The following is a 12,698-nucleotide window of genomic DNA, read 5'->3' on the forward strand; positions in this document are numbered from 1 at the left end:
CTGCCTATCTTTTTTTACCACACATTGGCTCAATCCTCACCACCTCTGGGTTTCAGGCTGGTTGTTACCCCCCCAGCAAACAGACAGACATTGGCTAATCACAGGAATCAAGCAAACTGTGGTAATTGTCAGCGGCAACACTCAAGTGCATGGCGCTTTGCGGGACACATCGCGATAAAATCTAATCCACAACTGAAATGCCCTCCTATTTCCCTAACTAAAAATTTCCTCCTACCTAGGAGTAAAAACAGCACTAGGGTAAGCAATCCGCTTGTGATTGAACTGTTCCCAAACCCGCACAAAAATCTCCGCAATTAGAGACATATCCTCCCGCGTTAAACCCGAATCCATCAACTGATTATCCTGCCAGCGAGCCCTCAAAATCCGATTAACCATATTCAAAGCCTCTTCATGAGTAGCATCCTTGAGCGATCGCAAAGCAGCCTCGCAAGAATCCGCCAGCATCAGAATCCCCGTTTCCCGCGACTGCGGAATCGGCCCATCGTAGCGAAAATCCTCCTCCCTCACTTGGCGACTTGCGATTGCTAACTTTGAATTATTCGCATCTGGCAAAGCAATCTTTAAATCTTCTATTTCTTTTGCAGCAATTTGCTGCGCTTGGTGGTAGAAATAAGCAATTAACATTGTACCTTGGTGCTCGGGAATAAACGCCTGAATTGCCTTCGGCAATCGATGCTTCCGCGCCATCACCAAGCCCTCGCTAACGTGCTTTTTAATAATCTCCGCGCTCGCCCAAGGGTCATTAATTTCATCGTGTTTGTTACCCCCGCCCATTTGATTTTCACAAAATCCGAGCGGGTCGTGCATTTTTCCAATATCGTGGTATAATGTCCCAGCTCTGACCAGCTCAACATTGCAGCCGAGTTCCCGAGCCGCAGCCTCCGCCAAACTCGCCACAAACAGCGTGTGCTGAAAAGTCCCCGGAGCCTCGGCAGCCAATTTTTTCAACAGCGGGCGGTTGGGATTGGCAAGTTCCGCCAGCCGAGTCGGCGTAATCAAGTCAAAAACGTGTTCCAAATAAGGGCTGATGCCGATCGCCACAACGCTCCAAGCCAAACCGGCCAAACTTTGGGCGCCCACAGTACCGAGCACGACGTACCAAATCGCACCGACAGCGGCGCTGGCAATCAAAGTCCCCACCAGATAAACCGTGCCCTGAGTCAACCCAAGAGCCAAGCCCAAAAGAGCCAATTCCTCGCGCGATCGCAGCCGCCCGGCCATAAAAGCGCCCAGCAATCCCCCCGCCCCGCTAGCGACTAAATGAATCAACTCCACATTTAAGCCAACGGGCAGCAGCACCGACAGCAGCCCCACCACAGTCACTCCTACCGCCGAACCGTAGAAGCCGCCCGCTAAAATCCCGATCGCGGGCAAACTCGTCCAAGGCAGGCCCAAACTCACCAGCACTGGGGCGCTCAAAGTCAGCAGCAGCAATAGCAAATGATCTCTGCGGCGCAAGCGGTAGTGCCTTTCCACCAGCAGTACGATCGCAATTGCCCCCGCGACTAAACAAACAAAACCCGTCAGCCCCAGCCAATTCACCCCCCGCCGGCTTAAACCAAAATAGTCCAGCAAAACGAAATCCTGCTGCGAGATCTCTTGTCCTTGTGCAACAATTATCTCGCCCCGATCGACTGCGATCATCACCGGTTTCACCTTTTGCGCCGCTAATTCAGCTAACTCTTTGGTTTCCTCCGGATCTCTCACCAGATTTGGCTGCAAAATGGCTGTTAAACCCTCAACCGCCAAAGCTTGGGACTCTAACGGCACTTCCTCAGCCACTTGCAACTTCACAGCTTCTTTCAAAATCTCCTTTGGCAACCCCTGCGGGATACCTTGAGCCACCATCCTTTTTGCCGCCCGACTCATACCGGTTTGGGTTTTCTGCCAAGCTGCATCCGACAAATCAAACAGCGAAGTATCGTAAATCTGTGGGAGCCCCAAAACCGATGGTTCTCCCAGCGCCTCCACAGCTTTGAGATAGCGGCGGCGAGCAGAGGAAATACTGTCTGTGAGGCTTTGAAACTCTGCTGCCCGGACCGATCGGCTGTAAGCTTGCAGTTGAGCGATAGCATCTTGCTGAGACTTGTTATCTGTTGCCGCAGCAATTGCGGGGGAATCTAAACTCAATCGCTCGGAAGTTGCACTTTTGTCACCGGCTTGCGCCACAATAGATCGCCACTCCCACTCCGGACAGCCTCGCAAGTAAACCTGAGCCGTATTTGAGAGCACCGAGGGACTCGCAAACGGAAACGGGCCTACCGCTTCCCGCAGCTCGCTTCCCTGCTGCAAAAATTGTTGTAATTCTCGATAAATTTGTCCGTCAACTGCTGGATCGAGCATTAATATCGCTACAGCTCCGATCCGCGCTGCTTTCCGCTGTTCTTCAGTAGTTTTGTAATCGGGGATGCTAGCACTAGCAGGAGCCTTAATCGTCTGAGGAGCTTTCGTCCCCACATCCAGTTTTGGCTGGTTGTAGAAGCGGTGGCCCAGAGTGCTGCTTAGGGAAACTACCGCTACGAGCGCCAACATAGGGGAACGAGCTTGATTTTTGAGGCTTGATTTGGAGGTTTTACTTGTAAATCTAGTAGTAAAAGTCTCGGGAAGAAGCCATTTCTGGTGCGACAAACGGCTCAGGAGAGGCCCGCCAGCGCGTGAGGTATCTGCTTTGCTGCAGCCATTTTGCACTTTAGCAATGTGTTGGCGTAGTGAGCGCGCAGCCCCTAGCTGCTCAATCTGTCGCATCAATGAGGAGAGCGTATTCATTTGTGTCGAAGATATATCACTGTTATCCAGCAGCTTTGTCAGAATTTCTGACTATGCATCTTGATTGATTTTATCCGAACTACCCTGGCTGAATATTCAACCCTCCAGGCTACTTTGCCTGACTATCGCCAGCAGTTGGCTTTCCTAACGGTGGCCAACAACCCAAGCAGCTTCTTTGCTTCCCTTGTCCATCTTGAACAGAACTTGCGCGCGAGGGCTAAAAACCCCGTTTCTCCGTAGATTCTTCGTTTCCCAACCCCATATTCTCGTTTAAACCTGGCTTGTTGGGGCAGGCGCGTCCGATTTAATTTTTCACTTTTTAATCTTTAATTGTCGCTCTCCTTCCACTTTCGCTTTTGACTTGTTAATGGCTAATTGCTAATTTCTGGTTTCCCCTTACCGTTAAAAGCTCCAAACTTTATATTTTACGAGGTCTAATGACATAAGGTGCAGCCACCGCTCGGGCTAGCGCTGCGGAATCCAGTCCGGCATCGGGCCTGTAAACTCCCGCCCAAACAGCAAACAGGTTATTTGCTAACTCTACAATTTTTGCATCGCTGCCACTTCCCCAGAGCGAAGTTTCTCGGCCGTCGGCTAGCTGCTGGGATTTAACGTCAGCCGAAGATACCTGTCGCCATTCTACAGGAATCGCAGCAACGCCGTTATAGGCTCCCGACAAAGCTCCTGTCAAAGCGCAGGTGAGTTGTCCAGCTATGCCACAGCGGGCCGCCCGCACCACTGACAAGCGCAAGTCTTCTGGGGTGTTTAAGAAGCAGTAGAAAGCTAAGGTAATGGGAATGAAATTTCCTGGGTTAATTGACTCGGTTTGTAATTTTTTCTCGCCTTCGTCCTGTCTTTCTCGCAAAGCTGTGGCGCTTTTGCACAGGTGAGTGGTGGCTGTTTCTAAATCGGCTCCCTTTTCTAGTAGTATTTGCACTTGCAGCAGCAGCTCTGTTAAGGCATTATCTGTTTTCAGGTAAGCAAGTGTTTGCTCGATCGCTGTCGCCGGGTCAAGTCTTTCTTTGAGAGCTCGGGCGATCGTATATGCTACTGCTAAAATTGCTGTTTCCCATTCTGGCGGGTTTTCTGTGTGCCAAACCTCTATCGCCAGCATGATTTTTTCTCGCAGCTTGGCTTTATTTTCGTGAAAAAACATCGCGGATGGCAGCGCAGCAACGGCAGCTTCACCAGGGTTAAGCAGGGTTTGAAACTCACTGTTGCGGGGATGGTAGATTTCCGACTTGGCAAATGCTTCCCAAGTATCGCGCCAATCTTTTAAATCTAAACCCCTACACCGAATTAAACTTTGAGCACACGCTACCGCAAGTCTCCCGGATTCGGATGAGTCTTTGCCACTTGGGATTTTACTATTGACAGAATTCAACGCCAATGTTGCCCTACTTACGGTCAATTGTTGGTGTTTCGTCAGTTGTAAAATCGGCTGCAAGTCTTCTGTTTGGGGGGGAATACCCACGAGTTGCCTCTGGTATTGCAGGCCTATAGAGTCTCCTAAAACTGCCCCCAGGATGGTTCCTTGAAACTTGCTCAACAGGGAATGCCGCATTTGAATTTAACTCAAGTTGTTAGTAATTGGTAATCGGTAATTTAGAATTCTTCCTGGTTTGCTTCTTTGCCTAACTATTGTGATTAATTTTAATTCAACCCAAACATATAAGGGCTGGTTTTCTATCTAAAACCTGCCCTCATCCGATCGCTACAATCGGTAAATTTTTAATTTTTAATCAAGTAACTAACTAGAGCTTGCAACCCCAGCCGATAACTTTCTGAGCCAAAACCGCTGATTTGCCCGATCGCCACTGCTGCGATAAACGAGTGGTGGCGAAAAGCTTCCCGCCGGTAAATATTGCTCAGATGAACTTCTACCGCAGGGATATTCACCGCGGCGATCGCGTCTCTAATTGCCACACTCGTATGAGTATAAGCTCCAGCATTAATCAATAAGCCTTGGTGCTGCCCTAACATCGAGTGAATTGCATCCACCAAGACCCCTTCATGATTCGACTGCTGAATTGAGACTTGCACCTGGAGGGCTTGCGCTTCTCGTTCTAACAACTTGTTGATATCATTTAAAGTCGCAGAACCATAAACTCCAGGTTCTCGCTGACCCAATAGATTCAGATTAGGGCCGTGAAGTACCAGGATATTTAACAATTTTAAAATTTCCAGCGCAACAAAAACTATGAGAGTTTTGACATGGGATTTATAACCAGTCTGCCACCTCAAACCTCAAACCTCAAACTTCTAATTCAGTCCCGACTACCTGCGATTTCTCGGTTGGTTGACAGGAATACGAATCGGCTCGAGTTCCGGTTCAGGTTCGGGACTCAGCAGTCCTTCTATCAGCTTGCGAACCCATTCTTTAATTTCTTCCAGCACCTTTTCAATGTCTTCCATTGAACGGATAGCTCCTTTTTTTATAGTCTAGATTGCTAAACCGACGGCTAAATATCTGAAAATAAGCAAGCACGACTTTGAAACCAAAGGTCAAACTTGCTTTCTCACTTGCTGGTTATTTTGAGCAATGGAGAGAGTCAGTATATTGGCCAATCAGTCCTATCTTATTATCATAACGAATCTTTACAGATAATCAATAGGCCAGCGGAATATTGCCGAACTATCTCGGAGTAGAGAGTGTTAAATAAAGCTTAAGCTTACGGTTGACTGTTGACAATTGACCAACCGTAGGATTTTTTCTACGCTTTTGCCAACAATAATTTACGGCGGAGCCGATCGAGCGCCGTACAGCTACTCAGATTCCGAATCCAATCGCGGCCTCTGGCATCGCCAAAGCGGTATTCAAAACTTTCTGCGTCGCCCTGGGGGCCCGCTAAACCGACATAAACCAGTCCGACAGGTTTAGCGTCTGTGCCGCCTCCGGGCCCGGCGATGCCTGTAATGCTCAATCCCCAACTGGTGTTGAGGCGAGATCGCACTCCTGCAGCCATTTGTTTTGCCACTTGGTGGCTGACTGCCCCAAATTCCGCTAAATCTTGCGGATTAACACCTAATAATCCTTCCTTAACCCGATTGTCGTAAGAAATAATCCCGCCCAAAAAGTACCTCGAACTCCCGGCAACACCAGTCAGCATCGCTCCCAACCCTCCTCCCGTGCAGGATTCAGCCACGCTAAGAGTTTCGCCAGCCAACAGCAGCAAATTACCGACAGTCGAGGCGAGGGTATCGGTATCGGCACCGTAACAGTCTAGGCCAGTAATCTGCAGCAATTGTTGTTCGATCGGCTCAATCAAGTTTTTCGCAGCCACGGAGGACTCCGCGCGGGCCGAAATCCGCAGTTTGACTTCGCCGTGATTGGCGTAGGGAGCCACAGTAGGATTAGTTAAATTCAGAAAACTATCTACTTTTTCCGCCAATGCCGACTCAGCAATCCCCCAAAATTTCAATGTGCGGCTGTAAATAGTGGCGCTGCACCAGCCGCCATTTTTCAGGTAAGGAACGGCGGTTTCTTGCCACATCAAGTGCATTTCCGCCGGTACGCCGGGAAATGTCATTACTGTCACGTTAGAAACCGGCTGCCAAATAATCCCCGGTGCCGAACCGGTGCGGTTCGGCAGAATGTCCGCACTTTCTGGAATTAAAGCTTGTTTGCGATTGCTGGGACTCATGGTGCGTCCCCGCTGGGCAAATTTGTATTCTATATCGGCGATAATTTCCGGCTTTTCGATGAGAGGAACCCCAAAAAAATCGGCGATTGTTTCGACTGTCAGATCGTCTGGTGTGGGGCCCAGGCCTCCGGTGAAGAGCAAAAGCTGCGATCGGCTGACGGCGATTTCTAACACTTGTTTGATACGTTCTGGATTGTCCCCCACCACTGTTTGATAGTAGTGAGGGATTCCCAGACTCGCTAATTCTTTGGCTAAAAACTGGGCATTGCTATTAAGAATATCGCCTAACAGCAATTCAGTGCCAACACAAATAATTTCAGCAACCATTCAATTTTAGATTTTAGATTTTGGATTTTAGATTGGGGAATTGGGCATTGGTAATTGGGCATGGGGAATTGGGCATTGGGCATTGGGAATTATTTTTATTCCTTCTTCCTTCTTCCTTCTTCCTTCTTCCTTCTTCCTTCACCTAGCGTGTCTCCAAACTTTCCAGCTAGCATATCCCAGCAAACTTGTTGCACCCATAGCGTAAATTACGCCGCTGGGAAGCGAAAAAGCTAGGGCTAAACTTCCTACCCACAGTGTCAGCGAGTAAATAAATAAAACCGCAAATCGATGGGATAGTCCGGCTTCTAGAAGTCGGTGGTGGAGGTGGCGCTTGTCAGCAATAAACGGTGACTTGCCGTTGCGAAGTCGATCGAGAATCACCGCCGACATATCTAAAATCGGTACAGCTAAAATTAAATATGGCAGCAACACAGAAGTAACAGCCGTAGTTTTAACTAACCCAATTACTCCCACTCCAGCGAGAGTAAACCCGATAAAATAAGCCCCGCCATCTCCCATAAAGATTTGAGCCGGATTGAAGTTGTAGCGCAGAAATCCCAAGGCCCCGCCAGCTAAAGCCGCTGCAATCAGGGCCGCCGCCGGTTGGTGCATCGCCAGACTGACAATCAGCATTACAACTGCTGCAATCCCTGAAACTCCGGCAGCTAAACCGTCCAAACCGTCAATCCAGTTGATGGCATTCGCCATGCCTACAAGCCAAATCACGGTAATTGGCAAACTCAGCCAGCCAATGTTAGTCAATCCCAGGGAGGGAACTGTGAGAAACTCAATTTGTACGCCTGCCATCCAAACGATGCTGGATACGCCAATTTGCATGAGCAAGCGTTTTAATGCCGAGAGCGAAAATAGGTCGTCTGCTAAACCGATGAGGAAGAATCCGATGCCACCGAGGGTGACTCCCCAAATTTCGTATTCGTCTTTGGGATTGAGAACTTGTCCGTTAGCATCGATGAAGCCTCCTGAGAGCCAGACAAATAAGAGGGCAGTGATAGTGCCGAGAAAGATCGAAACTCCTCCCAAGCGCACCATCGGGCGCTTGTGGACTTTTCGCTCGCCTGGCCGATCGACTCGCCCGCTTTTGAGACCAATTTTTTTGACTATTGGCGTACTCCAGAGGACGATGATCGCAGAAACCAGAAAAGCGAGTATGTGGTACAGATACTGGTACGGCATCTGAAATCAATTTTAAATAGTGCGGGGCAATTAGTCTGTCAGGCAGAGTCTACTACATTTCAGATGGCTTGTAACAAGGAAACATCTTGAAGAGCGACTGGGGGTTTGGGAGTCGGAGATTTGCCGCAAGGGCAGTTGCCCAGGGGCGAATTGTCAGGTTTTTCATTCATAACTCTCGAATTAACGATTTGAAATATCGAGTCTTTCGCGAGCAAAAAAGTCGATATTTGGCGAGCGGGCTCAGTTGAGCGGTATCTTTCACAACCGACAAATACCGTTAGTCAAACCAGCCCCGCCCGACAAATATCTTTACTAAAAACCGTATTGGCGATCGATATTTTTGGTGAAAACCGCTTGTCAATATCGCTACCGACAACTCTCAATCTTTTCCTGCTCTTTTACCCTTTTACCCGTACACTTCCAACTACCAATTCCCCATTGCCGATCAGGAAAATTAAGCTAATGCCGGCACTTTCAAGTACAAGTGGGGATATAAGGGGAAGCGATCGCACAGTGCTGCTACTCGACGCAGGCAGTCGGCGGCGACGCTTTCATCATCTGGATTTAGCAGGCGATCGGCAATAATATTGCCAATCTCGGTAAATTCTGCTGTTCCCATTCCCCTGGTGGTCATCGCCGGCGAACCGAGTCTCAAACCGCTGGTGACAAAGGGCGATGCCGGATCGAAAGGCACGGTATTTTTATTAGCAGTAATATTCACACCGCTGACTAATTGGTCCGCTCGCTTGCCTGTCATGTTTACCGATCGCAAATCAACTAGCATTAAGTGATTGTCCGTGCCGCCGGAAACGAGTTTTAAACCCCGTTGCTGCAACTGTTCCGCTAAAGCGCGCGCATTTTCAATTACTTGACCGGAATAAGTTTTAAATTCAGGCTTTAAGGCTTCGCCGAAAGCTACTGCTTTGCCCGCAATGACGTGTTCTAAGGGGCCACCTTGAGTGCCGGGGAACACAGCTTTGTCAAACTTTTTACCTAATTCCGGGTCATTAGTCATAATCAAGCCACCACGGGGGCCGCGCAGGGTTTTGTGAGTGGTGGTGGTGACTGCGTGACAGTGGGGGAGGGGGTTGGGGTGATGCCCTGTGGCGACTAACCCGGCGATGTGGGCGATGTCGGCGAGCAGGTAGGCTCCAATTTCGTCGGCGATCGCTCTAAACTTCTCAAAGTCGATAATTCGCGAATATGCTGAATAGCCACAAATTAGCAATTTCGGTCGGTTTTCTTTGGCAAGTGCCAAAATTTCGTCATAGTCGAGCTGTTCTGTTTCTTGGCTGACGCCGTAGTGAAAAGCTTTGAACCATTTGCCGGATACGTTGACCGGCGAACCGTGGGTCAAGTGTCCGCCGTGGGACAAATCCATGCCCATAATTCCGTCTCCGGGTTCCAGCAAGCTCAAAAATACTGCAAAGTTGGCTTGAGCGCCGGAGTGGGGCTGGACGTTGGCGTGAGCGGCTCCAAAGAGCTGTTTGGCGCGATCGATCGCGATTTGCTCGATGCCGTCGATAAATTCGCAGCCGCCGTAGTACCGTTTCGCTGGCAGTCCTTCGGCGTATTTATTGGTCAGCACTGAGCCTTGAGCTGCCATTACGGCTGCGGAGGTAAAGTTTTCGCTGGCGATGAGTTCTAGGTGGTCTCGCTGCCGCTGGAGCTCTTGCCCGATTAAATCGGCAATCAGCGGATCGGTTTTGGAAAGGAATTCTAAGTTAGTGTCCGTCACAATAATCAACCTCTTGACAGTTTTGGGATTGGGAATTGGGGATCTTATACCGTACTACGGATTTCGCACCATTGACATAAATATTACGTTGTGTTCAGGTTAAGCGGTTTGTCCCCAACTCCTGACGTACAATGAAATTACTGGTGTGAAGCCTGCCGGAGGTATCAAATGTTAGTCATTTTAATGGAAAATCAGATGCTTGCCCCTCAGTGTGTTTGCCAAAGTTGTTTGCTGGCCGATCGCACTGGCCAACCGCGCTGGAGCGGTGGAGAGCTTCGCTGCGGACATCCAGTTGCTAAACCTACGGAAAATTTGCCCGATCGGTACGAGTGTCAAATGGGCTTCGTCATTGCCAATATTAAATAAGAAAGCCTGCCGTTGGTAGTTGAGGCTGCTCCCTGCTGAGTGAAAAGCAAGTTCCGGCAGAGTCGAAACACAAACCCTGCTGCTGCGTTATCCTGAGTTTAATGGAATTAATAGTTAATCGATCGACTCAGGAGAGTTCATTATGACTTGGCGCGGGTCTACAACTGTTCGAGACCGGATTTTTGCTTCTTTGCCTTATTTGCTCCCGTTGGTTGACGGGCTTGCCTTTGGCAGGTTTCTGTTTCAACAGTTTCCTGTCCTGCAACTGTTGTTGATACCGCTAGCTCCATTGATGCAAATTTATAGTTTGCCCTTTGCTAGCTTGATTATCTTCTTTGCCCTGTATTTAGGAGTAGTTAGAAACGAAAACATCAGTCACTTCATTCGTTTTAATGCGATGCAGGCGATTCTTTTAGACATTGTTTTGATGCTGTGCGGTCTGGTTTTGCCGATTTTTTCTAACGGCGTCCAAGTGGCATTTATTGCGGAGACTCTTTATAACATGGTGTTTTTGGGCGCTTTTGCTGCATTTGTCTATGCAGTCGTGCAGTCGCTCTTGGGACGCTATGCAGAGATTCCTCCGCTTTCGGATGCTGTTTATATGCAGGTACGTTAGTTAGTTGACTGTTGGCAGTTGGCAGTTGGCAGTTGACAGTTGGGAGTTGGCAGTTGTTAGTTGGTTATTATTTGTTGGTTCTAATGCCCAATGCCCAATGCCCAATGCCCAATGCCCAATAACTAATAACTAATAACCAATAACTACTGTATTTTCAAGACTGCCGATGCCTTCAATTTCGATGCGGACTCGATCGCCTATTTGTAGCGGCCCTACTCCTTGCGGAGTTCCAGTCAGTATCACATCGCCTGGAATTAGGGTCATTACTTGACTGATGTAGGAGACGAGAAAGTCTGGGGAAAATACCATGCGATCGATCTGGGATGACTGTACCGGTCGCTCGCTCTCATTGACAAAAGTCTGCAATTGTGCAGCAGGACTCAGTTCGCGGACAATCCAAGGCCCCAAGGGACAAAAAGTATCGAACCCTTTGGCCCTCGCCCACTGGTTGTCCCGCTTTTGCAAATCTCTGGCTGTTACGTCGTTGGCGATAGTATATCCCCAAATTTTGCTGTGTGCTTGTTCGGGAGTGCAGTTGGTACAATATTCGCCAATTACCAGGGCCAATTCTCCCTCGTAGTCTACCCTTTCCGACTGCTGCGGATAGCGAATCGCTGCACCTGCAGGGATGACAGCACTCGGAGGCTTGAAAAACAGCAGGGGCTCAGCAGGTACTGGGGTTCCCATCTCGGCGGCGTGATCGACATAATTTTTGCCTACGGCTACAATTTTTGAGGGAGAGCACGGGGCGAGAATTTGGTAAGTATCTGGTGAAAGTTCCAAATCGGTTGGTTGTCCTTTTAACCAGGGCGGTGCATCAAATACTTGAACGCTGTGGCTGAGTTGCAGTAAACCGTAATGGATGTGTCCTTGTGTTGTTTTTACTCGAACGTAGCGCTGGGCCATAGTATTTTAGATTTTAGGTTTTAGATTCTAGATTCAAAAAGACTTGTGCAAGTCCTAAATAGAATATATATAAACATGGATCTAGGGATAATTTCTGAAAATTTATTGCTCGATCGACCTTCTTGATTTTTGCTGTACGATTGTCCAATCGCTTTCCGTGCAAATTCCGTGCAGCGGTTTATCCCAAGAGTCAACTGGTAGTTGGGCGATCAAGGCAAATTCAAAGATAATGCCGATCGTAACTTTTGATTCCCACTCAGCTAAACTGAGCATTCTGTCGTAATAGCCGCCGCCGTAGCCCAAGCGATAGCCGCGAACATCGCAGCCTACTGAGGGTACGAGCATTAAATCTACTTCTGAGTGGTCTATTTTAGGAGCATCCGGCAGGGGTTCTAGTATGCCATAAGCTCCAGTATGTAAAACATCTCCGGGCTGCCAGATGTGCCAAGATAGCTCTTTGCCGACACAGCGGGGAAATCCCCATTTTTTAGGGGTGGGAATGGCATTTGTGGGACAGGCATCTTGCCTGTCTCCAAAATTGAGCAGCCAAGATGCCTCCTCCACAGAAGATGTAAATAGGGGACTTAAATCTGGTTCTTGGCGACAACTGAAGTAGGCGAGGATTGTTTTTGCTTGGGTGAATAGGGGCGAGTTTTGAAGGCGGTTGCAGAGGCGATCGCTCTTTTGTCTCCATTCTTGTGCTGATAGGGATTTGCGGGTGTGGAGGAGGGATTTTCTTAATTCTGTTTTAGTTAATGAAGGTTCAGCAGTATTCATATTTTCGATCGAATCTCTCGTTTGACTTCCACTCCGACAGGGGTTTTCAACCCCTGTCTCACAGCGAAAGTCCTCTAAAAGAGGACTACAATTAATTGCATTTTCATCACATTCTGTAGTCGGTTTTAACCGAGTTTAGCTTTGAGGCAGGGGTTTAAACCCCTGCCGGACTGTCGGAAAGTATCAACAAACTGGATTTGATATTACATATTGTCTCACCACAGGACAAACGCAGAATAGCGTTTCATTCTCCTGTTCTTCTATTTGGTAGTGCCCTGAAGGAAAGGATGGAGTAAATTTAAGCTACTATTAGAGAGAAGTGTTTGCCATTGGTGATATGACA

11 protein-coding genes are annotated in these 12,698 nt (G+C 48.6%); 2 read left to right on the forward strand and 9 right to left on the reverse strand.

The window, feature by feature from the left end; translation table 11 throughout:
* Positions 1-231 precede the first annotated feature (231 nt).
* The 7 genes from QUA47_RS28235 to glyA form a co-directional block, all read right to left on the reverse strand.
* Complete coding sequence (locus QUA47_RS28235) at positions 232-2,787, reverse strand: HDIG domain-containing metalloprotein (protein WP_333433216.1); 2,556 nt, start codon at positions 2,785-2,787, stop codon at positions 232-234.
* A gap of 418 nt (positions 2,788-3,205) precedes the next feature.
* Positions 3,206-4,351 (reverse strand): ADP-ribosylglycohydrolase family protein, encoded by a 1,146-nt coding sequence (locus QUA47_RS28240; RefSeq protein WP_333433217.1) that lies wholly within the window; start codon positions 4,349-4,351, stop codon positions 3,206-3,208.
* Between the two features lie 167 nt (positions 4,352-4,518).
* Positions 4,519-4,959 carry a type II 3-dehydroquinate dehydratase gene (aroQ, locus tag QUA47_RS28245; RefSeq protein WP_138920973.1) on the reverse strand — a complete coding sequence of 147 codons (441 nt, stop codon included), beginning with the start codon at positions 4,957-4,959 and terminating at the stop codon, positions 4,519-4,521.
* Positions 4,960-5,064: 105 nt separating this feature from the next.
* Complete coding sequence (locus QUA47_RS28250) at positions 5,065-5,202, reverse strand: hypothetical protein (protein WP_190663116.1); 138 nt, start codon at positions 5,200-5,202, stop codon at positions 5,065-5,067.
* Between the two features lie 299 nt (positions 5,203-5,501).
* Positions 5,502-6,758, reverse strand: a complete 1,257-nt coding sequence (locus QUA47_RS28255) for a competence/damage-inducible protein A (RefSeq protein WP_333433218.1) — start codon at positions 6,756-6,758, stop codon at positions 5,502-5,504.
* A gap of 138 nt (positions 6,759-6,896) precedes the next feature.
* A complete protein-coding gene (locus QUA47_RS28260) occupies positions 6,897-7,952 on the reverse strand; it encodes an MraY family glycosyltransferase (RefSeq protein WP_190663118.1) in 1,056 nt (351 codons plus the stop codon).
* A gap of 454 nt (positions 7,953-8,406) precedes the next feature.
* Positions 8,407-9,690, reverse strand: coding sequence for a serine hydroxymethyltransferase (glyA, locus tag QUA47_RS28265; protein ID WP_190663119.1), 1,284 nt, complete (start codon positions 9,688-9,690; stop codon positions 8,407-8,409).
* Positions 9,691-9,858: 168 nt separating this feature from the next.
* Between glyA and QUA47_RS28270 the strand changes: the two genes are divergently transcribed.
* Both QUA47_RS28270 and QUA47_RS28275 read left to right on the forward strand, forming a co-directional pair.
* Entirely contained in the window at positions 9,859-10,056 is a 198-nt protein-coding gene (locus QUA47_RS28270) for a hypothetical protein (RefSeq protein WP_006631916.1), read from the forward strand.
* 142 nt (positions 10,057-10,198) lie between these two features.
* On the forward strand, positions 10,199-10,672 hold the full coding sequence (locus QUA47_RS28275) for a Tic20 family protein (protein ID WP_190663120.1): 474 nt from the start codon (positions 10,199-10,201) through the stop codon (positions 10,670-10,672).
* A 129-nt stretch (positions 10,673-10,801) separates the two neighbouring features.
* Here QUA47_RS28275 and QUA47_RS28280 read toward each other — a convergent pair whose 3' ends face one another.
* Positions 10,802-11,578, reverse strand: a complete 777-nt coding sequence (locus QUA47_RS28280; RefSeq protein ID WP_333290062.1) for a fumarylacetoacetate hydrolase family protein — start codon at positions 11,576-11,578, stop codon at positions 10,802-10,804.
* Positions 11,579-11,680: 102 nt separating this feature from the next.
* Complete coding sequence (locus tag QUA47_RS28285; RefSeq protein ID WP_333433219.1) at positions 11,681-12,355, reverse strand: 5-formyltetrahydrofolate cyclo-ligase; 675 nt, start codon at positions 12,353-12,355, stop codon at positions 11,681-11,683.
* Positions 12,356-12,698: the final 343 nt, after the last annotated feature.

The organism is Microcoleus sp. MON2_D5 (genome assembly GCF_036701905.1).
Lineage (GTDB): Bacteria > Cyanobacteriota > Cyanobacteriia > Cyanobacteriales > Microcoleaceae > Microcoleus.

Coding starts and splice junctions, on each gene's coding strand:
- QUA47_RS28235 (WP_333433216.1), bottom strand. CDS start 2,787: ATGAATACGCTCTCCTCATTGATGCGACAGATTGAGCAGCTAGGGGCT.
- QUA47_RS28240 (WP_333433217.1), bottom strand. CDS start 4,351: ATGCGGCATTCCCTGTTGAGCAAGTTTCAAGGAACCATCCTGGGGGCA.
- QUA47_RS28250 (WP_190663116.1), bottom strand. CDS start 5,202: ATGGAAGACATTGAAAAGGTGCTGGAAGAAATTAAAGAATGGGTTCGC.
- QUA47_RS28255 (WP_333433218.1), bottom strand. CDS start 6,758: ATGGTTGCTGAAATTATTTGTGTTGGCACTGAATTGCTGTTAGGCGAT.
- QUA47_RS28260 (WP_190663118.1), bottom strand. CDS start 7,952: ATGCCGTACCAGTATCTGTACCACATACTCGCTTTTCTGGTTTCTGCG.
- QUA47_RS28270 (WP_006631916.1), top strand. CDS start 9,859: ATGTTAGTCATTTTAATGGAAAATCAGATGCTTGCCCCTCAGTGTGTT.
- QUA47_RS28275 (WP_190663120.1), top strand. CDS start 10,199: ATGACTTGGCGCGGGTCTACAACTGTTCGAGACCGGATTTTTGCTTCT.
- QUA47_RS28280 (WP_333290062.1), bottom strand. CDS start 11,578: ATGGCCCAGCGCTACGTTCGAGTAAAAACAACACAAGGACACATCCAT.
- QUA47_RS28285 (WP_333433219.1), bottom strand. CDS start 12,355: ATGAATACTGCTGAACCTTCATTAACTAAAACAGAATTAAGAAAATCC.